The organism is SAR86 cluster bacterium (genome assembly GCA_023703535.1).
In the GTDB taxonomy this organism is placed as follows: Bacteria; Pseudomonadota; Gammaproteobacteria; order Magnimaribacterales; family TMED112; genus TMED112.
Genome location: CP097967.1, coordinates 985,803 through 1,010,177, shown reverse-complemented (window position 1 = coordinate 1,010,177; position 24,375 = coordinate 985,803). Strand labels below are relative to the sequence as shown.

Annotated in this window: 28 protein-coding genes, 1 tRNA gene, 1 pseudogene and 1 riboswitch; of the genes and pseudogenes, 14 read left to right on the top strand and 16 right to left on the bottom strand. The window is 32.6% G+C overall.

Translation table 11 applies throughout. The annotated features are described in order from the left end of the window. Positions 1 to 64: 64 nt before the first annotated feature. The gene (locus M9B42_05240) at positions 65 to 676 is read right to left on the bottom strand and encodes a hypothetical protein (protein URQ64172.1); all 612 of its coding nucleotides are present in this window, start codon (positions 674 to 676) and stop codon (positions 65 to 67) included. A gap of 108 nt (positions 677 to 784) precedes the next feature. Here M9B42_05240 and M9B42_05235 point away from each other — a divergent pair, with 108 nt between their 5' ends. Beyond that, a complete protein-coding gene (locus M9B42_05235) occupies positions 785 to 1,813 on the top strand; it encodes an alpha/beta hydrolase (protein URQ64171.1) in 1,029 nt (342 codons plus the stop codon). Next, positions 1,792 to 2,199, top strand: coding sequence for a DUF4345 domain-containing protein (locus M9B42_05230; GenBank protein ID URQ64170.1), 408 nt, complete (start codon positions 1,792 to 1,794; stop codon positions 2,197 to 2,199). The genes M9B42_05235 and M9B42_05230 overlap by 22 nt, the downstream gene beginning before the upstream one ends. On the opposite strand, the gene M9B42_05225 is transcribed toward M9B42_05230, so the two are convergent. Further along, the gene (locus tag M9B42_05225) at positions 2,196 to 3,212 is read right to left on the bottom strand and encodes an NADP-dependent oxidoreductase (protein URQ64169.1); all 1,017 of its coding nucleotides are present in this window, start codon (positions 3,210 to 3,212) and stop codon (positions 2,196 to 2,198) included. The genes M9B42_05230 and M9B42_05225 overlap by 4 nt on opposite strands. 249 nt (positions 3,213 to 3,461) lie before the next feature. Here M9B42_05225 and M9B42_05220 point away from each other — a divergent pair, with 249 nt between their 5' ends. Continuing rightward, a complete protein-coding gene (locus M9B42_05220) occupies positions 3,462 to 3,752 on the top strand; it encodes a hypothetical protein (GenBank protein URQ64168.1) in 291 nt (96 codons plus the stop codon). Between the two features lie 34 nt (positions 3,753 to 3,786). On the opposite strand, the gene M9B42_05215 is transcribed toward M9B42_05220, so the two are convergent. Continuing rightward, a tRNA-Phe gene (locus M9B42_05215) sits at positions 3,787 to 3,862 on the bottom strand. 73 nt (positions 3,863 to 3,935) lie between these two features. Here M9B42_05215 and M9B42_05210 point away from each other — a divergent pair. Beyond that, the gene (locus tag M9B42_05210; protein ID URQ64167.1) at positions 3,936 to 5,045 is read left to right on the top strand and encodes a cytidylyltransferase; all 1,110 of its coding nucleotides are present in this window, start codon (positions 3,936 to 3,938) and stop codon (positions 5,043 to 5,045) included. Here the strand turns inward: M9B42_05210 and M9B42_05205 are convergent, their stop codons facing one another. The 3 genes from M9B42_05205 to M9B42_05195 are packed head-to-tail and all read right to left on the bottom strand — an operon-like array spanning position 5,046 to position 6,844. After that, entirely contained in the window at positions 5,046 to 5,309 is a 264-nt protein-coding gene (locus M9B42_05205; GenBank protein ID URQ64166.1) for an oxidative damage protection protein, read from the bottom strand. Further along, a complete protein-coding gene (gene mutY, locus M9B42_05200) occupies positions 5,290 to 6,273 on the bottom strand; it encodes an A/G-specific adenine glycosylase (protein ID URQ64165.1) in 984 nt (327 codons plus the stop codon). Before mutY ends, M9B42_05205 begins: the two co-directional genes overlap by 20 nt. Beyond that, positions 6,230 to 6,844, bottom strand: a complete 615-nt coding sequence (locus tag M9B42_05195; GenBank protein URQ64164.1) for a 2,3-bisphosphoglycerate-dependent phosphoglycerate mutase — start codon at positions 6,842 to 6,844, stop codon at positions 6,230 to 6,232. Before M9B42_05195 ends, mutY begins: the two co-directional genes overlap by 44 nt. Before the next feature lie 47 nt (positions 6,845 to 6,891). Here M9B42_05195 and M9B42_05190 point away from each other — a divergent pair, with 47 nt between their 5' ends. Beyond that, positions 6,892 to 7,296: a rhodanese-like domain-containing protein gene (locus tag M9B42_05190; GenBank protein URQ64163.1), complete on the top strand. Its 405-nt coding sequence runs from the start codon at positions 6,892 to 6,894 to the stop codon at positions 7,294 to 7,296. Positions 7,297 to 7,309: 13 nt separating this feature from the next. Here M9B42_05190 and M9B42_05185 read toward each other — a convergent pair. The 6 genes and pseudogenes from M9B42_05185 to M9B42_05160 all read right to left on the bottom strand — a co-directional run bounded on the left by M9B42_05185 (position 7,310) and on the right by M9B42_05160 (position 11,899). Beyond that, a pseudogene (locus tag M9B42_05185) lies at positions 7,310 to 8,289 on the bottom strand (glutamine synthetase beta-grasp domain-containing protein). A gap of 74 nt (positions 8,290 to 8,363) precedes the next feature. Further along, positions 8,364 to 8,416: riboswitch (Glutamine riboswitch) on the bottom strand. Positions 8,417 to 8,535: 119 nt separating this feature from the next. Then, positions 8,536 to 9,111: an esterase gene (locus M9B42_05180; GenBank protein URQ64162.1), complete on the bottom strand. Its 576-nt coding sequence runs from the start codon at positions 9,109 to 9,111 to the stop codon at positions 8,536 to 8,538. Next, positions 9,101 to 9,514 carry a DUF1249 domain-containing protein gene (locus tag M9B42_05175; protein URQ64161.1) on the bottom strand — a complete coding sequence of 138 codons (414 nt, stop codon included), beginning with the start codon at positions 9,512 to 9,514 and terminating at the stop codon, positions 9,101 to 9,103. The genes M9B42_05180 and M9B42_05175 overlap by 11 nt, the downstream gene beginning before the upstream one ends. Further along, positions 9,501 to 10,598, bottom strand: coding sequence for a GNAT family N-acetyltransferase (locus M9B42_05170; GenBank protein URQ64160.1), 1,098 nt, complete (start codon positions 10,596 to 10,598; stop codon positions 9,501 to 9,503). Before M9B42_05170 ends, M9B42_05175 begins: the two co-directional genes overlap by 14 nt. After that, a complete protein-coding gene (locus M9B42_05165) occupies positions 10,582 to 11,430 on the bottom strand; it encodes a 4-hydroxybenzoate octaprenyltransferase (GenBank protein ID URQ64159.1) in 849 nt (282 codons plus the stop codon). The genes M9B42_05170 and M9B42_05165 overlap by 17 nt, the downstream gene beginning before the upstream one ends. Then, positions 11,423 to 11,899, bottom strand: a complete 477-nt coding sequence (locus M9B42_05160; GenBank protein URQ64158.1) for a chorismate lyase — start codon at positions 11,897 to 11,899, stop codon at positions 11,423 to 11,425. The genes M9B42_05165 and M9B42_05160 overlap by 8 nt, the downstream gene beginning before the upstream one ends. Positions 11,900 to 11,947: 48 nt before the next feature. Between M9B42_05160 and M9B42_05155 the strand changes: the two genes are divergently transcribed. The 4 genes from M9B42_05155 to M9B42_05140 are packed head-to-tail and all read left to right on the top strand — an operon-like array spanning position 11,948 to position 15,592. Next, positions 11,948 to 12,118, top strand: coding sequence for a rubredoxin (locus M9B42_05155; GenBank protein ID URQ64157.1), 171 nt, complete (start codon positions 11,948 to 11,950; stop codon positions 12,116 to 12,118). Continuing rightward, positions 12,115 to 13,377, top strand: a complete 1,263-nt coding sequence (locus M9B42_05150) for a dicarboxylate/amino acid:cation symporter (protein ID URQ64156.1) — start codon at positions 12,115 to 12,117, stop codon at positions 13,375 to 13,377. Before M9B42_05155 ends, M9B42_05150 begins: the two co-directional genes overlap by 4 nt. Positions 13,378 to 13,379: 2 nt before the next feature. After that, positions 13,380 to 15,389: a sodium-translocating pyrophosphatase gene (locus tag M9B42_05145; protein URQ64800.1), complete on the top strand. Its 2,010-nt coding sequence runs from the start codon at positions 13,380 to 13,382 to the stop codon at positions 15,387 to 15,389. Next, entirely contained in the window at positions 15,389 to 15,592 is a 204-nt protein-coding gene (locus tag M9B42_05140; GenBank protein URQ64155.1) for a hypothetical protein, read from the top strand. Before M9B42_05145 ends, M9B42_05140 begins: the two co-directional genes overlap by 1 nt. Here M9B42_05140 and M9B42_05135 read toward each other — a convergent pair. After that, a complete protein-coding gene (locus M9B42_05135; protein ID URQ64154.1) occupies positions 15,589 to 17,649 on the bottom strand; it encodes an ATP-dependent DNA helicase RecG in 2,061 nt (686 codons plus the stop codon). The genes M9B42_05140 and M9B42_05135 overlap by 4 nt on opposite strands. A 71-nt stretch (positions 17,650 to 17,720) precedes the next feature. Here M9B42_05135 and M9B42_05130 point away from each other — a divergent pair, with 71 nt between their 5' ends. From M9B42_05130 to M9B42_05110, 5 genes are read left to right on the top strand one after another with little or no spacing between them, the layout of a single operon-like run. Then, positions 17,721 to 18,566, top strand: coding sequence for a DUF1732 domain-containing protein (locus M9B42_05130; protein URQ64153.1), 846 nt, complete (start codon positions 17,721 to 17,723; stop codon positions 18,564 to 18,566). After that, entirely contained in the window at positions 18,556 to 19,140 is a 585-nt protein-coding gene (gmk, locus tag M9B42_05125; protein URQ64152.1) for a guanylate kinase, read from the top strand. The genes M9B42_05130 and gmk overlap by 11 nt, the downstream gene beginning before the upstream one ends. Beyond that, on the top strand, positions 19,133 to 19,384 hold the full coding sequence (gene rpoZ / locus M9B42_05120; protein URQ64151.1) for a DNA-directed RNA polymerase subunit omega: 252 nt from the start codon (positions 19,133 to 19,135) through the stop codon (positions 19,382 to 19,384). The genes gmk and rpoZ overlap by 8 nt, the downstream gene beginning before the upstream one ends. A gap of 9 nt (positions 19,385 to 19,393) precedes the next feature. Next, positions 19,394 to 21,541, top strand: coding sequence for a bifunctional (p)ppGpp synthetase/guanosine-3',5'-bis(diphosphate) 3'-pyrophosphohydrolase (locus tag M9B42_05115; protein ID URQ64150.1), 2,148 nt, complete (start codon positions 19,394 to 19,396; stop codon positions 21,539 to 21,541). After that, complete coding sequence (locus M9B42_05110) at positions 21,538 to 22,428, top strand: aspartate carbamoyltransferase catalytic subunit (protein ID URQ64149.1); 891 nt, start codon at positions 21,538 to 21,540, stop codon at positions 22,426 to 22,428. The genes M9B42_05115 and M9B42_05110 overlap by 4 nt, the downstream gene beginning before the upstream one ends. Here M9B42_05110 and M9B42_05105 read toward each other — a convergent pair. Genes M9B42_05105 through rph form a run of 3 tightly spaced genes read right to left on the bottom strand, consistent with a single transcriptional unit; the run spans position 22,408 to position 24,351 of the window. Continuing rightward, entirely contained in the window at positions 22,408 to 23,016 is a 609-nt protein-coding gene (locus M9B42_05105) for a riboflavin synthase subunit alpha (GenBank protein URQ64148.1), read from the bottom strand. The genes M9B42_05110 and M9B42_05105 overlap by 21 nt on opposite strands. After that, positions 23,009 to 23,647: an orotate phosphoribosyltransferase gene (gene pyrE / locus M9B42_05100; GenBank protein URQ64147.1), complete on the bottom strand. Its 639-nt coding sequence runs from the start codon at positions 23,645 to 23,647 to the stop codon at positions 23,009 to 23,011. Before pyrE ends, M9B42_05105 begins: the two co-directional genes overlap by 8 nt. Next, positions 23,644 to 24,351: a ribonuclease PH gene (rph, locus tag M9B42_05095; protein URQ64146.1), complete on the bottom strand. Its 708-nt coding sequence runs from the start codon at positions 24,349 to 24,351 to the stop codon at positions 23,644 to 23,646. Before rph ends, pyrE begins: the two co-directional genes overlap by 4 nt. Between the last annotated feature and the right edge of the window lie 24 nt (positions 24,352 to 24,375).

The window sequence follows — 24,375 nt, the reverse complement described above, 5'->3', positions numbered from 1 at the left end:
GCTCTACAATACATCACTTGAGGATTAAATAAAGCAAAAATTGAAATTAAATTGAATTAATTTACTAAGGCCTATCTACTAATATCCATTCGTCATTTGTAATGTCTGATCGAACTTTATCCGCAAGATTACCATTACTCACAGAACTGCTTTTAATATAATATTTTCCTGATTCATCTATAATGCCAACCCATCTCTTTTGCTCATATTTTGCTTCACCCCTAATATCTTGAGTTGAAATTCTTGAGCCAGTAGAAGGGTCTCTAAAAATAAGTGTTAAATCAACAACAGATTCTGTTCTTAAAGCTCTATTTATCACTGGGATTCTTGAGGTACCCTGATCATTTCCAGCACTATTAACAACCACTTCAACTAAAATATCAGGATCTCCCGATCTTATTAAACGTGCACCTTCTTTTTCGGCATTTGAGGAAACGAGATTATCAATAAAACCTTTTGTTCTTTCTTCAACAAATCCTGTTAATTCAACAAGAATTTTTTTTCCTTTAATTGAAGAGAAATCTGCTTGAGTAATTGCAGAATTTCCTGCAAGTTTTACCACATTTTGTGATACAACAGATACTAACCCCTCTCCGTAAGTCTTTTGTGTAGACTGGCATGCGCTTACAAGTAATAAAAAGAGTATTGATAACGTGATTTTTAAAAAATTTTTCATAAAGCCCCCAAACTTTAAATATAAGAAATTCTATAATTTTTGCAAGAAAACTACCTGCAAATCTAGCTGCAAATGATTAAGCTAGGAAAAAGTTTATTATAAATAAATATGAGAATTACAGAGAGTAAATTTATATCAAAAAGACATACATCTAATTATTTGTCCTGTGGGCCGTCTGAAGGTCCAAAGATATTTTTTATACATGGTTGGCCAGATTTATCTTTAGGATGGCATCATCAACTAAAACATCTTGGAAGTTTAGGGTTTCACGCTATTGCACCTGACATGCGGGGATATGGTAAGAGCACAATCCACCAAGATAAATCGGCGTATTGTCAAAAAGAAATTGTTGCAGATATGGTGGAATTATTTGATAGCTTAAATATAAAAGAAGCTATATGGATTGGCCATGATTGGGGCTCACCAGTAGTTTGGAATATTGGTCTTCATCATCCAGAAATTGTCAAAGGAATAGCAAGCTTATGTGTGCCTTTTGGCTGGGGAGGCCATCCAGACAGCTACTTAGATCATATTGATAGAAATCTCTATCCAGAGGATGAATACCCATATGGTCAATGGGACTATCAATATTTCTACTACGAAAATTTTGATTTAGCTTGCCAACAAATGGAAGAAGATCCCCATAAAATGCTTACATTAAATTTTACTCAGCCAACTGATGAATTTAGAGGAGTTTTTAATACAAAAGGAGGTGCAAGATCTATGACTGCATCGATAATTAAAAATGGTGGTTGGTTTAGACATTATGGTTTCAAAGGTCTTAACACAATACCTGAAGTCCCAGTCGATGAAGATGTAATCTCACCTGAAGAAATAAAAATTTATGGTGATTTTCTTAAGACCAATGGTTTCTTTGGGCCAAATTCTTGGTATGTAAATGGTAAAGCCAATGATGAGTATGCAAAAGAGTTAAAAAATTTTACAACTATTGATTGCCCAGTTTTATTCATTCAAGCAACCTATGATAGTGTTTTAACTAGGAATCTGAATACACATAATAAAATGGTGTGCACAAATTTAACTGAAGATGAAATTGCATGTGGTCATTGGATGCAAAGAGAAAAACCACAGGAAGCTAATCTTGCCATTGAGAAGTGGATAAAAGAAAACTTTTAAAGATTATGACTAGAGAATCACTTTGTTTGTTATTAATTGCACCCGGTGTGTTAGCTGTTTCACTTAGTTATGGTTTATACCCCGAGATAACATTAAAGTATCTTTACGATATAGAAGTTAACAGTGCAAATCTTGCCAATATTTTTCGAGCAATTATGGGTCTATATATTGCTTTATCAATGTTTTGGGTAGTTGGTGCTTTTAAGAAATCTTTAAGGTTAGCAGCGCTTTGGAGTATGACAATTTTTATGACAGGTATTGCTCTTGGACGAATACTAAGCATCATAATTGATGGCTTTCCCTATCCAATATTTCTTTTCTATACAGGCATTGAGATTTTTTCAGCCTTAATAGGTTTTTATCTAATCAAGAATAGTAACTATTAAATAATTTTAATAATTTGCTTACCAAAGTTTTTGCCACTTAAAACATCTCTTAAGCCTTGTGGTGCATTCTCAAATCCAGGTGTAATAGTTTCTCTAAATTTAATATCACCATTTTTAACATGCTCATGAAGAATTGATGTTGCTTTTTCAAACTGATTTAACCACTCAGTCACAACAAAAAATCTATGTTTTGGTTTTAGGTTCAAAGCACCAAGAACATGAAAAGGTGTTTCCTCACCAGCAATATTTGTTGAATTATATTTTGAGATAAAACCACATATTGGAACTCGAGCATTTTTATTTAAGAATTTAGACACCATTTTTGTAATCTCACCACCAACATTTTCAAAATAGATATCAATTCCATTGGGACAATATTTTTCCAGCTTTTCTACAACATTTTCGTTTTTATAATCAATACACTGATCAAACTTCAATTCTTCAGTAACGTATTTTGATTTCTCTGGTCCACCAGCAATTCCAATAACTTCACAGCCAATAAGTTTACCAAGTTGTCCAACTACACTTCCAACTGCTCCTGATGCTGCAGATACTACAAGGGTTTCTCCAGGTTGAGGTTTGCCAACATAATTTAATCCAAAATATGCTGTTCTACCTGGCATACCTAATGTTCCTAGAAATATACTGCTATTTAATTTACTTTCAGGCACTTTAAGAACGGAAGGATCTGAATCTTTAGTTTTTATATAAGTTTGCCAACCCTGATGTACTGTTACTAAATCTCCAACTGCATAATTTTTTGATTTTGATTCAATTACTGTTCCTACACTTTCACCAACCATAACTTCTCCAATTTTTAGTGGAGGAGTATATGAGATGCTATCGTTCATCTTGCCTCTCATATAGGGATCAATTGAGAGATACTCAGCCCTGATTAGAATCTCTTGTTTTTGTAGTTCAGTAATGTTCTGTGAATCCATAATCCAACAATTATCTTCAGGCATTCCGGTTGGTCTTTTTTGTAGTAGAAAACGATTATTTATGTAATTCATAGATAGTTTTATTTTGCTTTGGCCTTATGTTTCATATAAATATTCATAATAAATACTAGGATTTTTGAAGCGTAAGTAGCTAAATGAATTTTAAACTTTTTCATGCATGATTATTATATCTAATAACATTGAATTTCTTTATAAAATCCTTATATATTAAAGTGTAACGATAGAAATATATCCTTATTTCAAATCCCTTTACTCACATCAATATGCCCAATTATGGGCATGTAATTTATGGAGGAAAATATGCAAGTATTTAAATGTAATTTAGGAAAAATTAATCATAATGTGCATTGTGATTTTGATAACCAAGGTAACCTACATTTTTGCGAACACGATCTAGGAGAGGGCGTAAAAGAATTTTGGGGTACCGATGAATATGAATATTTTATGACAGTTCATCAAAAACATGTGGCGAAGTTTATTATTTGTTGTTTTTGGAAAGCATTTAATTTTGAGGAAAAATTTACAGTTGAAGACCTTAGAAATTTATGTGATGAATTCAAAGTAGAATATTCTACTGATACAATTCTTTAAAAATCGAAGACTGTTTAATTGAACTTAATATTAATGGTGCCCAGAGGTAGAATCGAACTACCGACACAAGGATTTTCAGTCCTTTGCTCTACCAACTGAGCTATCTGGGCAAACCAAATTAATTTAAAAAAATTAACAAGCTCAATATAATACAACTTCCTGATAAAATGTGAATGTAGAAGAATGAAAGATAATTTAAAAATAATTCAAGAACTGCATAAGACAGATTTTAAATTTGTAATTGTTTCTAGTGGAGGTGGGAGCAATGCAGTTGGAACTTTGCTTAAAGTTCCTGGTGCTAGCAATTCTGTTCTTGAAGCATATATTCCTTACGCTAAAGAATCATTGGATTTTTATCTTCTTAGAAAACCAGATTTTTACTGTTCTAAAGATACAACTTTGCGTATGGCAGCAAGAGCTTATAGTGCCGCTAAAAAAATAGATCCTAATTCTGATGTTAGTAAACTTTTTGGGGTGGCAATTACAGCAACATTATCAACAACTTATGAAAAAAGAGGAGAGCACAGATTCCATATTGCCTTACAGACTGAAACATATTCAAAAAGTATTTCGTGTGTTTTGAAAAAAGGCGAAAGAACAAGAGAAGAAGAAGAAGCACTTGTCACTGAATTTGTCATTGCACTACTCGCCGAGTCTTCTGCACTTGAATACCCATATCCAAAAATTTCAGAGGAGTTTAAAGCTGAAAAAGTTGAGGGCAAAAAGGAATGGATAGATCTTATGAGCGATGATTCTTTATTTGTTTCTTCAGATGACCAAATGCCAAATTTAATATTTCCTGGAACATTTAATCCTATCCATGAGGGCCATAGAAAAATGCAAGAATTAGCTGAGAAAAAAACTGGCGATAAAGCTTATTTTGAAATTTGTATTCAGAATGCAGACAAGCCACCTCTTAGCTATCACCACATTAAAGACACCTTATCTCAATTTACAGACAAGGATTGCTGGGTTTTAACTAAAGCGGGTAAATTTCCTGACAAAGCCAAGATGTTTAAAGGGTCTACTTTTGTAATTGGAGCAGATACTTTAACTAGAATGTTAGATGAGAGATTTTATCCTAGCTACAAGGATATGCTTAGTGAATTTAGTATATTTAATGAGAATAATAATAAGTTCTTAGTTTTTGGTAGGAAGCTAAATGATAAGTTCATTACTTTAGCTGATATTGATGTACCTGACTTTATAAAAGAACGTTTTACAGGATTTGATGAGCAGATATTTAGAGACGACATATCTTCAACATCATTAAGACTTGCCGAAAATTCTTAACTATTGAGGTATATAACCTGAAGGCTTCTGATAGTCAGAATTATTAAGATACTTTTCCATCTGATCATTCAGCCATTTTCTATTCTCTTTATTAGACAAATCTAGTTGATTTTCGTTGATAAGCATTGTCTGTAAATCTAACCAATCAGACCATGCTTTTGCAGAGTAGTTATCTTTTATATATTGACCTTTCTCACCAGGAACTGGAGCAATATTTAAAGCATCAAGTTCTGTTTGATATTTTTTACAAAAAATTTTGGACATATACAGATAATTTATCAGATATTGGTTTTGGTGTGGGAAGTTTACTTAACTGCGCAATATCAAACCACTTTCCTTCACTCTTTAATTCATCTTTTGATCTATTTGCAAATGAAATATGTAAATTTCTATGAGAGAGTTTATGAATAATCTCAGTCTTGAGTTGTTTAGTCTTTGCGATAGGCATAATCCATAAACCATCCCAAAAACCAAGTTGATTATTTTTAACTAAAAATATTTTTTGATTTTTTTCATATATTTCAAATTCTAGATATACATTTTTTTTCTTAATTTTTTTAACATTTGCAGTTGGCAGCTCTCCCTTGGAAAACGAAATACATTGTTTGTTCAATGGGCACTCTTCACACAAGGCATTTTTTGGTGTACATACGGTTGCTCCTAAATCCATTATTCCTTGCTGAAAATCATCGACATTCTTTTTATCAAGTATCTGACTTGAAAGATCCCAGAGTTCTTTTTCATTACTATTAGTTTTGAAGAATAATCGTGTTAGAACTCTCTTTACATTAGCATCAAGTATTGGATATGGTAGTTTGTAGGCTATTGAAAGAATAGCTCCAGCAGTAGATTTACCAATACCCGGAAGTGTAATTAAATTTTTAAAAGAATTTGGCAACTTTCCATTAAACTTTTTGAGGATTATTTCTTTTGCTCTGTATAAATTCCGAGCTCTTCTATAAAAACCTAAACCTTTCCAAAGAGAAAGCACATCCTCTTCAGAAGCAGATTTAAAATCTTCAAATGTAGGATAATAGGAGATAAATTTTTCAAAATAATTCACAACAGTTTTAGCCTGTGTCTGCTGTAACATAATTTCAGAAATCCATACTCTGTAGGGAGTAATATTTTCTCGCCAGGGTAAATTATTACGACCCTTTGTTTTGTACCATTTTGTTATTTGTCTACCAGTTGAGCTTTCTTTGCAATTTTTTTTCATTGAATTCATAAAAAATCGGTTCCCCTGTAGCAATTTCTAACTTAACTATTTCTTCTTTAGAGATTTCTTCAATAAATTTTACTAAAGCTCTTAATGAATTACCGTGAGCAGAAATAATTACATTCTTATTTTTTTGTAAAGCAGGCATAATCTCATTTTCAAAGTAGGGGATAACTCTGTTATATGTATCTTCAAGACTCTCACCATTTGGCGGACCATCTGAATAAGATCTGCGCCAAATTTGAACTTGTTCTTCACCAAACTCTTGTCTAGCCATATCTTTATTTAATCCCGTAAGGTCACCATAATCACGTTCGTTTAGTGCCTCATTTTTAAATATATTGATATTGCTTTCTTCAATTACTTCGAGAATTATCGAAGCTGTATCTTGTGCTCTTTTTAATGCAGAAGTGAAAAGTAAATTAAATTTAATGTTCTGTTTTTTTATATGTTGGCCAGCCTTAAATGCCTCTTCTTTACCTATCTCTGTTAACCCTGGGTCTTTCCAACCAGTAAATAAATTTTTTTGATTCCAAGCACTTTGGCCATGCCTTACTAGAACAAGATAATTTGTTTCCATTTGAGTATATTTAAATATATATTGTATAAGCTTAAGATTGATTTGATATGGATTTATTCGATTTCTTAATTTCTAGATGGTATTTTTCAGTTCCACTCATCGTAACTTTAATAAGCTGGTGGGTTTATGAAAGTAATAAAGGAGGGAAGAAAATTTCTCCAGCAGAAGCTGTTTTGCTTATAAACAGTGGTGAGGCAAAATTTTTGGATATTAGAAAGAAGGAAGATTTTGAAACTGGTCATATCAGTGGGTCTTTAAATATATTAAAAGATGCATTCAAACAGCAGGAACATTTATTAAAAAAAGAAAAAGCCCTTATTGTAGTCTCTGAAAATGGTATTGATTCTGGCGGTGCTGGGGTTGAGTTGAAAAAGTTAGGTATAGAAAACGTTTACCTTCTCAAGCACGGTCTTCTTTCTTGGCAAGAAGAAAGCCTTCCACTGGTTAAGTAGAAGGCTAAAAAGTTTACTTAGTTAAAGTTCCTACTATATGAGCAAGAATTTTATATGGATCGGCATTTGAAGCGGGTCTTCTGTCTTCCAAGTAACCATTCCAATCATGTTCAACTGTGTAAACAGGTATACGTATACTAGCCCCTCTGTCACTAACACCATATGAAAACTCTGTAATCTTTTGAGTTTCATGCAGTCCTGTTAGCCTTTGATCATTATCAGAACCATAAGCTGCAATACCATCCTGATGCACTTTTCCAAGCTTTTCACATATTGATGAAAAAAGTTCTTCCGAACCCTTTGATCTCATCTCTTCATTAGAAAAGTTTGTATGCATGCCTGAACCATTCCAATCACCTTTTTTTGGTTTAGGATGAATATTCACTCCTACTCCATATTCTTCAGCGATTTTATAAAGAAGGTATCTTGATACCCAAAGATCATCTGCCGCTTTGATACCTTTCCCGAAGCATTGGTACTCCCATTGACCAAGAGCAACTTCCGCATTTGTTCCGGTCAAGGTGATACCAGCATCTAGACATGCTTCAAGATGTGCTTCAGATACTTCTCTACCTGAGACATTATCTGCACCTACTCCACAATAGTAATCACCTTGCGGTCTAGGCTCACCTTCTTCCCAACCTAGAGGTGATCCATCCTTATTGGTAAAAAGTATTCTTGCTCAAAGCCAAACCACCAATCATCAGTCACAACTGCTTCAGCCGCTGCCCTTGTGTTTGAGGGATGAACGGTATGATCTGCAGCATGTACCTGACACATAACTAGGTAGTCAGAAAAAGTTGGATTATCGTACGTTTGAACTGGAAGAAGTAAACAGTCTGAACTGCTTCCCTCTGCTTGTTCTGTTGAAGATCCATCAAAGGACCATTCAGGAGCAGAATCTTCGGTTGTTGCCTTAATTTTACTCCTCATAGAAGGCTCAGGTTTAAAACCATCAAGCCAAATGTATTCATAAGTTTTAATATCACTCATAAAGTCTCCTTAAAATAAAATTTTTTGCATTTTTATCTGCAGGAGTAATGAAGTTAAACTCGATCGGGTTTAACGCCGCGTTCCTTCAGCTTTCGCTTACTTCCGTCTTCTTTCGAAGATGAACGATTTTAACCTTTTACCCTATAGGGCTCCTCAAATATAAGGAGTATGGTGCAAAGTCTAAATGCAATTTAAATTTAAAACTTTTTGTCTTTATAAGCAAGGAAATTTCAGTATTAGGAGTTTTTATGAGAAATGATCAAGAATATTTGGAATTTTTGATTCTAAATTTTCAAAACTATGATTGCCACCTTTATCAATTTCTATTTTTGAACCTTTAAAGTATTTTTCTGCAAACTCATAATTAAGGGTCTCATCTCCGGTTTGAAGTAAAACCAAATAATTTTCATGAGTTATTTTTTCAATAAATATTTCCTTGAGACTATTAACCCATTCGTCATCAACGATGTACTCTACACCAGTATTACCATTAATATTTTTACCCATATTATTCTTAAAAATTTTGTATGCCCAAACTGCAGGATTAATCATTGCAGCTTTCAAATTGTACTTTTCTGCAAGGTAAACAGAAAAATAACCCCCGAGTGAGCTTCCAATAAGACAAACCTCTCTGTTTTTTCTCTCCATTTCTATAATTTCTGTAAGTTGGCTTATTGCTTCTCTAGGATGGTGATGAAGAGTGAGAGAACATACCTCAAAATCTATATTCGATTTAAGCTCATCGGCAATAAGAACTGCCTTACGTGCTTTCTTATGCGAATTCCAGCCATGAATGTAAATAATTAGTTTTTTATTCTTCATAAAAATCTCCTGTTAAGATGGTATCAAGAACTTCCGTTAAAAATCTATTTTGTTGAGACTTTTCGTCTTCAGATTTAGGAATATTTTCACTTTGGAATGGAAATTTATTCGGATGAAAACCATTAAGAGATTTTACCTCAGCAAGTTCAACATCATGATAAATATTTATTTCAATATTGAAGACATTTAGAAAAGATGAATCAAGGTTTGAAAACTCAAGAACTGAATCTGTAGTATGTTTTGATAATTTTTTTAATAAAAATTTAGCTTTGAATCTACTTTTTTTTTCTTTTCTATTAAGTTCTACCTTAGTTTCAGAAAAATTTTTTAGAATTTTTTTTAATCTAAGATAATTTGCTGAACAAATTACAATATGATGATTTGTTTTCTCATATTCCTGCATTTTTATAAGGTAAATATTTTTTTGATTGCTCAAAATACTGGAAGATATTTTTAGATTCTTCATCACAGAACTTTCTTATTGCTTTACGAAATTCTGAATTTTTTATCCAATGGAATGAAGTATTTATTATTGGCTCAAAACCTCTTTTGAGCTTATGATGGCCCTGTATCCCAGGATCAAAATTTTGGTTTTTTTGATTAATAGCAAGTTCAATTCCCTGGTAGTAGCACATCTCAAAATGCAGATAATTAATTTCCTCTTTAGAACCCCAGTACCTACCATAAAGAGTGTCCTTATTATTAAAGAATAGAGCTGCTGCTATTCTGTAACCTCCTTTGTGAGCAAAAATAATCTGAGGCTTTAGATTGGATAATTTTAAGAAAAAGTTTTCATTTAAATATGGTTTTTGACCTCTCTTTACATATGTAAGAGCATAGAAAAGATAAAAATCATCCCAATCTTCCTTTTTAATATTTTTTACAATCTCAAACTCTATCCCTAGAGAATTAATATATTTTCTTTCTTTCTTAATATTCTTTCTGTGTCTAGAGGAGAGAGCCTCTAAAAAATCATCAAAATCACTATAAGATTGGTTTTTCCATACAAAATTGCAATCATTTCTTTCAATAAATTCTTGAGAGCTAAAGATATCTCTTTGTTCTTTCGCAACAAATAAAGCATGTAATGATGAGAAATCATTTTGCCTTGTATAATCAACAAGACTATTAAGAGCAGACATCCCATCTTTATTCGATTTAGAAAAAATTCTATTACCATCTACTGGTGTAAAAGGCACACTCATTACAAGTTTCGGATAATACCTTTGACCATACCTAAAATAAGCATTTGCCCAGGCATAATCGAATACAAATTCTCCATGACTATTTTCTTTCTCATAGAATGGAATAACTGCATCTGTTTCATGAACTAAATAATTTGGTGTCCAACCAGAATCTGCATCTAAGCAGTCTGACTCCTCTAGGGCACTTAAGAATTCAAATGAAAAAAATATGTCTTCCCTTTTTTGGTTTTGACTTATTGTCGTTTTGAGTTGCTTACAATTTTTTTTAATAGAGTAAGTCATGATGATTTTCTAAAAATATTAAAGTAGCAATAACAAGTCCTATATGGCTGTTAGATTGAAAGGCTTCAAAATGTTGACCAGATTTTGACAATTTAATTTGAAAATAAATTTGGTAAATAATGAAAAAAATACCTATCGATAAAATGCTCAAAGAGTTTTTAAAAGAAATAAAAAACATTATCGCCAAAAAGATTCCAAAGAAAACTTGTATAGCAATGTATCTATTTTGTCCGAAAAATATTGGAAGTGAGTTTATGGAAATTTTTTTATCATCCTCTATATCGTTCATTGCATAGAGACTATCATATGCAGTAATCCAACATACACATGCTAAATACATCAACAGAATATCAAAAGAAATATTTTGCTCGACTATGGCATATGAAATAGGCAAAGATAAACCGAAAGTTAACCCCAAAAATAGCTGCGGTATTGGCAGAAATCTTTTTGTAAGTGGATAGACAATTATTAATGGTGCGGCCACAAGTAGAACAAATAAGATCACAAATAAGTTTGTTAAATAGAGAATAAATAGACACATCATTCCTAAAAAAATAATACAAATTAAGGCTTCAACTTTAGATAATGTTTTATTTGCAAGTGGTCTATTCTTTGTTCTTTTGACCTGGCTATCAAAACCAATGTCAAAATAATCATTTATTGCACAACCTAGAGATCTTGTTAGAAATGCTCCTACCAAAACTATAGCAAAGTGCTTAATTTCAAAATTTTCACTCATAAAGAGCCCCCACATTCCAGGCCACAACAATAACCAAAAACCAATTGGATTATAGAATCTTATGAGATTCAAATATGCATTAAATTTATTCATGAAATAAAAAAACTTCTACTACAAAAAAACTTTCTCCATCTAAATCATAAATACATTTTCTACCTAAGTATTTATTATTTCCTAAAGAATATTTTGCAACATAAGTTTCTTTTTTTGATATCAAAGGGTTATTAAAAAGATATTTTCCTAAGGGTTCATTAGCTAGCCGCTTAAATTTAGGAAATTTTTTATAAACTTTTGAACTAAAAAAAGATTCGGCATAAACAATATCTTTTTGTGCTTTGAGAAAAACTTTTCTTAAGTTCCCCTTTACCCGTTCAAAGCCTAATTCTTTATCTGAATATTCAGTTTCTTCCTCATTAAGAACTTCTAAATTAATTGTTCCATACTTATTTTCTAGTCGATTAATTAGTGATTTATCTTCACTAATCCATCCATTCATTTGTTTGAAATCAACATTCTCTTTTTCATCGAAAAGCTCCCAGTTTGTTTCAATTAAAGGTGTCATAAATATGTGAGGATTGATTATAATACCATCCTTAGAAAAGAGATATTTATGGAATTTAAAAAATGGGAATGCATTGTCTGCGGTTGGGTGTATGATGAAGAAAAAGGGCATCCAGAGGATGGACTGGAACCTGGCACTAGATGGGAAGATGTACCGGAAGACTGGGTTTGCCCGGAATGTGGAGTAGGTAAAGAAGATTTTGATATGGTAGAAATATGAAAACATTAGATGCACCAAAAAATTTAACAAGAAATGTCTTATTGGGAATGACACTCGGGGTAATAATTGCTTCCATATTTTTCTATTTCCAAGCACAAATACCAGTTGATGTATTTCTAGCTGTTGAAAAATATATTTTTAATCTTGGAGGACAGGTATTTAAGAATCTTCTTTTATTGATTGTAGTTCCTTTAGTATTTTTCTCATTGGTCTCAGGTATATCCTCTCTTTCAAATATGGTTAAGCTTGGCTCTATAGCAACTAAAACAATTGGTTTATATCTACTGACTACAGGATTAGCTGTTTCTTTAGCTTTATTTTTTGGTTGGGTATTTAATTTATCTGGGTACGAGGGTGAAGTTGAATCTTATGAACCTGTGCAGGGAAGTGCAGATCTTTATCAAACTGTACTAAGAATATTTCCAAGTAATATTTTTGGAGCTTTTGTAGAGAATAATATGTTAGGTATTGTTTTCATAAGTATTTTATTTGGTATTGCATTAAATCTCACAGATGATTTGACTTCAGGGCTTTCAAAAGCTTTTGAAAAAATGAATATTGTCTTTTTAAAAATTGTTTTACTGATCATGAATTTTGCACCTTTTGGAGTATTTTGCTTAATCGGAAGTTATGTAATGGCAAAAGGACTAAATGTTTTTGGAGACCTTGCTCAATATGTTTTAATTTTAATGTTTGTCTTATTTTTTCATTTATTTTTTACCTATTCGTTAATACTTAAAATTTTTGCAAATTTAAATCCAATTATTTTCTTTAGAAAAATGAGAAACGTAGCTTTATTCGCTTTTTCAACATCATCAAGTGCTGCAACAATTCCAGTAACTTTGAAAACCGTATCAGATGATCTAGGTGTAAAAAAAGATGTTGCCTCCTTTGTTGTCCCTGTTGGCGCTACCATAAATATGGATGGAACAGCAATAATGCAGGGGCTAGCTACAATGTTTATTGCGAGCACAGTCGGAGTAGACCTCTCTCTTGTTCAGTATGGTCAAATAGTTTTACTTGCAATGGTAACTTCAATTGGAACTGCGGCAGTACCATCGGCAGGGACAGTGACTCTCGCTCTTATCTTAGGATCAGTAGGATTGCCTTTAGATGCAATTGGTTTAATTTTAGCTGTAGACAGAATTTTAGATATGATCCGAACCTCAGTAAATGTTTGCGGAGATGCCGCAGTCTCATGTATAGTAGCTAAATCTGAAAGTGAATTAGAAGAAAAAACATTTAACAAGTTGGGATAATGATGGAGACTTTAATAATTGGACCAATGGACCCTTGGGGACCATTTGCAACAGGCTTTATAGGGCTAATATTCGCATTTATTTTATATGGATTAATAATGAAATTTCCGGCTGGTAAACAATCAGTCGTAAAAATTGGAGATCAAATACATCTAGGAGCTAAAGTATTCATGATAACTGAATACAAAATCCTTGCTCCAGTAGTTCTAGCCTTAGTTTTAGCTTGCGGACTTTCACCACTAGGCTGGTACACAGCCTTAGCGATCGCAGTTGGCGCACTTTCATCTGCAATTGCAGGATTCATAGGAATGTACTCAGCAACAAAAGCTAATGTAAGAACAGCTACAGCTGCAGAAAATCATGGTCAAGAACAAGCTTTATCAATATCTTTTTTTGGTGGTTCAATCATGGGACTGTGTGTTGCATCAATGGGGTTAGTTGGCTTAGGTGGATTGTTTTTCTACTTCTCTGGAGCAATAGATGATCTCGATAAAATTGCAAAAGCCCTAGAAGGTTTTGGTGTTGGTGCTTCAGCAGTAGCTTTATTTTCAAGAGTTGGTGGAGGAATTTACACAAAAAGTGCAGATGTTGGTGCTGACCTTGTAGGAAAAATTGAGGCTGGAATACCTGAAGATGATCCAAGAAATCCAGGTGTTATCGCAGATAATGTTGGCGATAATGTTGGCGATATTGCTGGAATGGGTTCAGATATTTTTGAATCTTATTGCGGTGCAATGATTGCATCAATCGCAATTGCAGCAACAATGTTAGATCCAAATTTGATGTTTTTACCTTTATGGCTTGCAGCTTCTGGGTTATTTTGTTCTTTGATTGGTATAGGTATTGTAAGAACACAAGTGTCTAGATCACCTGCAGTTGCACTTAGATGGGGAACGTTTTTGTCACCAGTAATTTTCCTTATATTTGCTGGTGTAAGTATTTACTACTCTCCTATAGAAATGAAATATTTCTATTCTGTGCTTACTGGAGCGGTTGGTGGAATTTTAATTGGACTCATTACTGAATACTACACAGGGGGGGATACAGAAAATTCTCCAGTTGGCAAAATAGCAAAATCTGGTGAAACTGGGCCTGCAACTGTAATGATTACTGGTTTAAGTGTAGGGATGCAATCAGTAGTTCTGCCTTTATTTGTAATTGCAGGTATAGTTGGATTATCTACATATTTCTCAGGTTTATACGGCGTAGGCATTGCAGCAGTTGGAATGTTGTCAACAGTAGGAATTACGATGGCAATAGATGCATATGGGCCTGTTGCAGATAATGCTGGCGGTATTGCAGAAATGAGCGGTATGAAAAGTGAAGTTAGAGAAATAACAGATTCATTAGATGAACTTGGAAATACTACAGCAGCAATAGGAAAGGGGTTTGCAATTGGAGCAGCAGCTCTTGCAGCATTAGCGATTATTGCAGCTTACATGTTAGCTGCTGATGTAGAGCAGCTTTCATTAGATGATCCAAAAGTTTTAATGGGCATGTTTATTGGAGGCTCAATTCCATTCTTGGTTTCATCAATTACTATGACAGCAGTTGGGGATGCAGCATTTGAAATGATTGAAGAAATTAGAAGACAATTTAGAGAAATTCCAGGCTTACTGGAGGGAAAAGCCGAACCAGATAATGCAAAGTGTGTAGATATAGCAACTAAAGCTGCTTTAAATAAAATGTTATTGCCTGGAGCAATTGCAATACTGTCACCAGTAATTGTAGGTTTTGTTTTAGGACCAATTCATCTTGGCGGCATGTTAGCTGGAGCATTACTAGGATGTGTTTTAATGGCTCTGATGATGGCTAATGCTGGAGGCGCTTGGGATAATGCTAAGAAATTTGTTGAGAAGGGTAACTTTGGTGGAAAGGGTACTGATACACATTCAGCAACCGTTGTAGGTGATACTGTCGGTGATCCTTTTAAAGACACTTCAGGACCTTCAATGAATATATTAATTAATGTTATGGCTATTGTTAGCCTAGTGATAGCTCCATTACTTTAATGACAAGTATTTTTATTCTTGGTGCAGTTGTATTTCTATTTGCTTTCACTTTTTTTAAAATAGCTGCATTTAAAAAAGTAAATCCTGAGCAGAGTTGGAAAAAATTGTTTGCAGTAACTCTTATAGATTATTTAATTTTAATTTTTGGAACACTTGGGACAGGAATTTTATTTAATACCATTTATTCAATTGCTCATAACTAAACATCAGATAACTCAAGATGGGCTGGGAACCACCTCTCAATAATTTTTCTTTGGGATTCAACTGGTAGTTTTATAATATCTTTTGCATATTTATCTGCTTCATTCTGCAATTCTTTATTAGATAAAAGATCGTAAAAAGTAAAACTAGGTAGCCCAGTTTGTGAAAGTCCCAATATATCACCAGGGCCACGTAATTTTAAATCTGACTCTGCGATTGAAAATCCATCTGAAGTTTCAGTAATAATTCTTAATCTTTCCTTTGATATTTCCGAAAGAGTTTCACTATGCATTAATATACAGAAACTCTCTTTTGTTCCTCTTCCTACTCTTCCTCTTAATTGATGCAATTGTGAAAGACCAAATCTTTCTGCATTTTCAATTACCATTATGTTTGCATCAGGTACATCTATTCCAACTTCTATTACAGTAGTAGCAAGAAGAATTTTAGTTTTACATTCTTTAAAGTTTTTTATAATTGCTTTCTTCTCATCATCCTTCATTTTTCCATGAATAATTTCATAATCATTTTTCGAAAATTCTTTTTTTAAAATTTTTTCTAGTTCCTCTATGCCTGTTAGCTCATTTTCACTCTCTTCAATTAAAGGGCAAACCCAGTAAACCTGTGAATCGTTCGCAATAGCATTTTGAATTCTTTTAATTAGTGCATCTCTTTTTGAATTTGTAAGGGTTGAAGTCGTAACCGGAATTCTGTTAGGTGGAAGTGATTTGATTGTAGAGATATCTAAACCTGATAAAACACCCATTGCCATAGTTCTTGGTATTGGCGTTGCCGAAAGAAGGAGTTGATGGGGATAATCATTTGCTTTTTCTTTAAGTTTTAGTCTCTGATTTACACCAAATCTATGTTGCTCATCATATATAACAAGCGATAAATTTTGATAAATTAACTCATCCTGAAATACTGCATGTGTGCCTATTATTATTTTTACTATTCCATCACTTATTTTTTGATAAATCTCCCTTTTTTCTTTAACTGGAAGTTTTGAAGTAAGTAAAACTATATTTTCATTATTCCCATACCATTCACAGAAACTCTCATAATGTTGGTTTGCAAGAATAGTGGTAGGAGCAAGAATAACTACCTGTTTTTGGTCCTCTACTACATGCGCAGCAATAAGTGCTGCAACAATTGTTTTACCAGACCCTACATCTCCCTGAAGAAGTCTTAACATCGGTGATCCTGATGCCATATCTTCAGCAATTTCTTGATAGCTCTTTTTTTGATCTGTTGTTAATGAGAAAGGTAAATTTTCTTCAATATTTGTTGCTAGTGTGTTGTTTTTAAATTTTTCAGCAGGCCTATTCTGATTCTGCTCTTTTATTGACAGATAACTTATTTTATTTGCAATGATTTCTTCTAAACCAATTCTCAATCTTGCTTCTGATTCTCCTCCTATTAAATAGTCATTTATCGGATTTTTATGATCTGGTTGATGGATTCCTACAACTGCATCATTTAGGGATTGAAAATTTGGATGGTTAATATAATCATCTATCTCAATTTTCTTATCTCTTAAAAGTTCACATGTTTGAGATATTATTTTCCTTATTTTTTGCTGTGTTATTCCTTTCGTTAAACGATATTTTGGAAGTATCTTTGGAATAAAATCTTCATTATTTAAAATCTCATAATCAGGATGAATTGTTTCTAAACCATATCTCCCTAATCTACTTTTTCCAGCAACTTGGATGTTTGCTCCTTCTTTAAATATATTTCTTAAACTTGGGAAATAATAAAAAAATCTTAAAAAGATATGTCCACTGTTATCTTTGACTTTTACCAACAACATCTTTCTGGGAACGAAAGTTTGTGAAACCTTTTCTATTTCACCTCTTATTACAAAGTCATTTTCAGGGGTTAAGTCAGCTATTTGTTCCAGCTTAGTTCTATCTAAATAATCAATTGGAAAGTGAAATAGCAAGTCTTCGAGGTTTCTAATACCAAGTTTTATTAAAGAATTTGAAAGTTTTTCACCAACCCCTTTTAATGAAGATATAGGTAAAGAAGTTGCATTTATTTTATTTCCTTCCGACATTTGCTACTTATTATTATGTTTATATTTATATAATAGTGGAGAAAATTTTAATTATTTAAAATGTTTGATATATGAAAAGCATGACAGGCTTTAGTGTTGAAACACTTACTAAAGATAAAATTGAATATAAATGTATTCTAAAATCACTTAATAGTAGGTTTTTAGAGGTTTCAATTAAACTCCCAGCAGAGCTAAAAGAAAATGAGGGTTGGGTACGAGAAAAAATAAATAGTAAGTTTTCTAGGGGAAAGATTGAGATTGAACTTATCAGTTCAAATAAACAGACAGAGAACCTATCTTTAGATAAAAGTTTTATTAAGCTCATAAAGAAAAGTGAATTAGATTTGAAATCGAAAGGTGTTAATGTTGGCCCTTCTTCTTTAGCCCAATTAATAAAAATTCAAGATTTTTCCTCGAGACAAATTTCTGAAAGCCCATCTGGGTTAAAAGATCTTGTTTCAAAAGCAATTTTTAATTTAAAAGTTACAAGAGACAAAGAAGGAAAAAATATTAAAAAAGATTTAGTAAAGCTTATCGGAGAGATGGAGAAGATTATTAAAAGGGTAAAGAAATTAGAAAAAGTAAATTCAAAACAAATCTTTAAAAAATTTAAACAATACAGAAAAGAGTTAAATGCAGAGGGGAAAGAGATTAATTTTTCAGAGGTTTTTTCAAATATTAATAAATCGGATATTAATGAGGAAGTTGTAAGGTTTGTTTCACATTTAGATTTAGTTAAAGAATTAATTCATTTGAAACAACCAATCGGTAAAAAATTAGATTTCTACACTCAAGAGTTATTGAGAGAGGCTAACACTATGTCATCAAAAGCATTAATTGCCGATATTAAAAACGAGTCTGTTGAGCTAAAAAGTTATATTGAAAGAGTTAAAGAGCACGCACAAAATGTTGAGTGATAAGCAAGATCAGCTCTTCATAATTACTGCTCCATCAGGAGCTGGAAAAACTAGTTTAATTAAAAACATTTTAAGCCATGCAGAAAGTAATGGATATAAAGTTCATTTAACACTCTCACATACAACCAGAACACCAAGGGAAGGAGAAATAGATGGTGTTGATTATTGTTTTATTGATGAGAATACATTTAAAGAAAACATAAATAATGAGATATACGTTGAATATGCAATGGTTCATGGAAATTTATATGGCACACCAAAAGACTCAATTGATTCTTTTTTAGAAGATGATTTTATTGTGATAATGGAAATAGATTGGCAAGGAGCTTTAAATATTTTAAAAGCATATCCAAAGGCTGAAAGTGTTTTTATATCACCTCCATCTATAGAGGATTTAAGACAGAGACTTCTTGATAGAGGATTAGATTCGGAAGACGTAATAAATCAAAGAGTCAGTGGAGCTGAAAAAGAAATTTTGCAAAAAACAAACTTCAAACATGAAATTATTAACTTTTCACTTGACACAGCTACTAAAAAGCTTATTAATATCATCTTCAGAGAAAACCATGGCTAGAGTTACAGTAGAAGATTGTTTAAAACAAGTTGAAAGTAGATTCGAACTTGTTCTCAAAGCTGCGCAAAGGGCGCGAGATCTTATTTCAACAAGTTCTGAACCTTTGGTAGATCCTGAAGAAGATAAACCTACTATCATTGCATTAAGAGAGATTGAAGAGGGGTTGCTAGATGAGGAGAATATTTCTTCTGAAGACGTTAGTGACACTGAAGCTGAAATTCTTGATAATGAAAATGATGAGTAGGAGTTTTATTTGCTTGAGTCTTTAAATATCTTTAAAAAACCTAAAACCTCAAAGCTTAGCTATGAGTTAGACGACTTATCCAAAAAATATCTAGCAACAAGCGCAAGAAAAAATATACAAAAGGCAGTTGATTTTGCTGATAAGGCCCATGACGGCCAATTCAGAAAAAGTGGAGAGCCATTCCTCATACACCCTATAAATGTAGGAATAATTCTAGCAGGGTTAAAAATGGATGGGGATACGATTGTTGCAGGCCTTCTTCATGATGTTGTAGAAGACTGCGAAATATCTCTTAAAGAAGTAAAAAAATTATTTGGCAAAAATGTAAGCAATTTAGTGAATGGAGTTACAAAGCTCCTTCAGTTAGATGAAAAATTAATTGATCAAGGACAGGCAGAATATTTTCAAAAAATGGCTTTAGCTACAGCAGAAGATGTAAGAGTAGTAATAATCAAATTGGCAGATAGATTACATAACTTAAAAACAATCGAGCACTTACCTAGAGATAAACAAATAAAAAAATCCAAAGAGACTTTAGAACTTTACGCACCACTAGCTCATCAGATTGGAATGCACAAAATGGCTACAGATCTTGAAGATATATCTTTTAAAACCTTACATCCAATTAGGTATCAGCTAATAAAAGATGCGCTGAAGAAAAGTGATCTAAGTAGAAAAAGTATGATTTCAAAAGTCAAGAAAGTTCTAAAGACAAAATTTCGTGAAAATAATATAGTTGTCAAAATTACAGGAAGAGAAAAAAGAATTTTTAGTATTTATCAAAAAATGAAAGCTAAAAAGACATCTTTTTCAGATATTTATGATGTTTTTGCTTTTAGAGTCGTTGTGAAAAATGCTGGAGATTGTTACAGATCATTAGGCCTTATACATAGTATTTTTACTCCACTAGTTGGGAAATTCAAAGATTATGTTGCGGTGCCAAAAGCTAATGGATATCAAGCATTACATACTGTAGTGATGACTTTCGATGGTGTTCCTATGGAAGTTCAAATTCAAAGTTCAGCAATGGAAACTTTCGCAAACTATGGAATAGCTTCACATGGGCTCTATAAAACTAATGTTAGTGATGATTTGATACAGGCAAAATCTAGACAGTTAGTTCAAAGATTAACAGAAATGTCTAAGAGTAGTTCTTCATCTCAAGAATTTTTACAAAACCTAAAAACTGATCTAAAAGGGAAAGAGGTTTATGTCTTCTCTCCAAATGGGAGAATCTTTTCCCTAAATCAGGGCGCAACTCCAATCGATTTTGCCTATGCTATACACAACGAGCTAGGAAATTACTGTTTATCATGTGAAATAGATAAAAAACTATCACCTGTTACAACAATCCTTGAAAGTGGACAAACAATTGAGATCATCAAAGGCAAGAAGAAGACGGTTAATCCTGATTGGCTTAACTATGTAGTTACTCCAAAAGCAATTCATTCGATAAAAAGACAGTTAAAAAATATGCGGCTAGCTGATCTAAGAGTTCTTGGGAAAGATTTGCTAGAAAATTCATTGGAAGACGCTGGGATAGAACTAAAAGAATACCCTGATGAAAATCTAAAAGGAGTTTTTAAGCTCTTAGGAGTAAGAAACCTTAACCAACTCTTGGTTGATATTGGTTCAGGAAAAAGAACAAGTAATATTGTTTTGCAAAGTTTTGCAGAGGGTTTGAGAGGATTTAAAAGGCAAGCAGAAATTACATCAAAAATAAAAATAGGTTCCGCAAAAAAATACGGCGCTATAAGCTTCCCAGAATGTTGCTATCCAGTCTCAGGAGACCCATGCCTGGCCGTACATAATGAATTAGGAATATCTGTTCATCGAAACGGATGCAAAAATTTAAAATTTCTTATTAACAAACAAGGAAGCTGTTCAGATGTTATTTGGGAACAAGATCCTGATGCAGAATTTACATCAACACTCAAACTTACTCTCAAAAACGAGCCAGGAGTACTTGCAGAGATTTCAAAAATTATTTCACAGAACGATTCAAATATTCAAGGTGTTGCTACACAACAATTAGATGAGAACTTTATTGAACTTAACATAAAATATACAGTAAAAAATACTAAACATCTCAGCAAAATTACAAACCTATTGAGAAAAAACAAAACTGTTACTGAAGTAAAGAGAAGAATGGCATGAATAAATTAACAACAGTTGAAAAGCTTGATAAAAAACAAATTGAGGGTTTTTTTTCTGAGGCTTTAAATATTGAAAAAACTTGGCCTAATTTAAAAAAAGTTGGAGAAAACAAAACAATTTGTCTCTTTTTTTGGGAGCCTAGTACCAGAACAAAACTTTCCTTTGAACATGCAGCTAAAGCTTTAGGTTTTAATGTTTTAGATTTTTCACCATCCCTTTCATCAGTTCAAAAAGGGGAGTCATTAGAAGATACATTAAATACATTAATATCATTAAAGATTGATGGGCTTGTGATGAGACACCCAGAAAATAAAATATCGGAACAAATAGCAAAATTATTACCAAAAGAAGTTCTTTTTATAAATGCCGGAGATGGTAATCATGCGCATCCAACACAGGGGCTTCTTGATGCATTTACAATTTCAAAATTAAAGAATATATCTGATGCAAAAGTAGCAATTATAGGAGATGTTAAACATTCCAGAGTAATTCCGTCTCTTTTTTCAGGACTTAAAAAAATGGACTGCACACAAATAGAATTTTTCGGTCCAAAAGAATTAATACCATCAAATTTTACACCTCAGAAAAATGATATTACTGAAAATTGTCTTGAGGGCTTTGACTTTCTATATGTGCTTAGAATTCAAAATGAAAGATTTCTCGAAGACGAAAATTTAGACTTACAAAATTACATAAAAAATTATCAAGTTAATGATAAATTTCTTGAATTTACCAATTTCGATGGAAAGATTATGCATCCTGGCCCTGTAAATCTTGATTATGAAATAACAAAATCAGTTTCTAATTCAAATAATTCTATTATTTTGGATCAAGTTGAAAATGGTCTTTATCTTAGAGCAGGAATTTTATCTCTTTTGATTGATTAGTCTCTCAGTTGTATCAACAATAGCTATTGTTGTTTGATCAAACTCTAAATTTACATAGTTGTCGTAAATAAGTTCGTCAAGATTTGTTGTCTTTAATGTTTCAGGAATAAGATGAACATAAAAGGTGTTTTTTGAAACCTTTCCTATTGTTATGCTGGCACCGTTAACAGAAATGTAACCTTTTTCAGTTAAATACTTTATCCATTTTTCTTCGATTTCAACAAGAATATTTTTAGATTCCCCAATTAACTCTACTTCAACTATCCTGCCTTTGGTATGAATATGTCCTGAAACAAAATGTCCGCCAACAGTATCACCGAATTTAAGAGATTTCTCTAAATTTACTTTTGTGCCTTGCTTATAACTTCCTAAAGTGGTCCTATTTATTGTTTCTTCAACTGCTTCAAATTCACAGTATTCTTTATTTTTTTTAACCAAAGACAGGCAAACCCCATCAACTGACACACTTTGCCCTATAGCAATATCTTCAGGATAGTTGCCATGTGTTTCAATTCTTATTGTTTTAATGTGGTTTTTATCCTTAATCGATTCAATCTTTCCTACAGTTTGAACTATTCCACTAAACATCATTACCTCTATAGTTCTCTCTGTATTCTTTCATTTTTTTTGCATTTTCTTTACTAATCAATTCATCTGCTTCCAATAAGTCGTCCAAAGATATAATCTGGAAAATATTTATTCCTTTAAGCTCCAATTCGCCTGAGGCTGTGTTATCTGTATTCAGTCCTTTTTCAAGTCTATTAAGGGTTACCAAAGCACCTACTATCTCCACATCATAGAAGGAAAGAAAATTTACACTCTCACTTATTGCTAGTCCTGATGATAGGACATCATCAATAATTAAAACCTTGCCTTTTGGTTTTGCTCCAATGAGCATTCCACCCTCTCCATAATCCTTAATCTCCTTTCTATTGAAACAAACTGGCATTCTTTTTTTCTCACTCATTTTATTTGCTAGTAGAGTAGCTAAAAAAATACCCTTATATGCAGGTCCAAAAATCATGTCAAATTTAAGACCATCTTCTTTAACCTTTGCCTTTAAACAATCAGCTAATATTGATAATTCTCCGTATTCAATTAATGATGCTGCATTAAAAAAGTATGGACTTTGTCTTCCAGATTTGAGCGTAAAATCCCCGAATTTCAATGCTTTTGCTTTTAATGATAGTTCGATGAATTTCTTCTGATATTTTTTCACTTATCCTCTATGATCTCTCTTTGAAGGGAAATAAGATCTTTTATCCCATTTTCCGCTAAATTTATCAAAGTACTAAATTCTTCTTTAGAGAATGGTTTTTCTTCAGCAGTTCCTTGAACTTCGATTAAATCAAGATTTTCATTCATGACAATATTAATATCTGAATCTGCACTACTATCTTCCTCATAGTTCAAATCTAGAAGACAGGTTTTATTATTTACTCCAACACTTACTGCTGCAACTAAATTATTTATTGCATCTTCCATATTTATTTTTTTAAGAGCAAGACATAATGCAACGGTGCCACCAGTTATAGAAGCTGTTCTAGTTCCACCATCTGCCTGAATAACATCACAATCTACAGTTATTGTGTAGCCTGTAAGTTTTTTTAAATCTACTACTTGCCTCAGAGATCTGCCTATTAGTCTTTGTATTTCAAGAGTCCTTCCAGACTGCTTGCCTCTCTGTGCTTCTCTGTTCATTCTTTCATTAGTTGATCTTGGTAACATCCCGTATTCAGCAGTAACCCATCCTGTTTTCACATCTGTCATCCATCTAGGAATTGCCTTTTCTATAGTTGCATTACAGATCACATGTGTATTTCCAAATTTAGTCAGAGCAGAACCTTCTGCATGAATATTAAATGTAGGAGTTATGCTTATTTCTCTGAGTTGATCAAAGTTACGTTTATCAGTTCTTTGCATAGGTGTAATAGTTGTTTACTATTA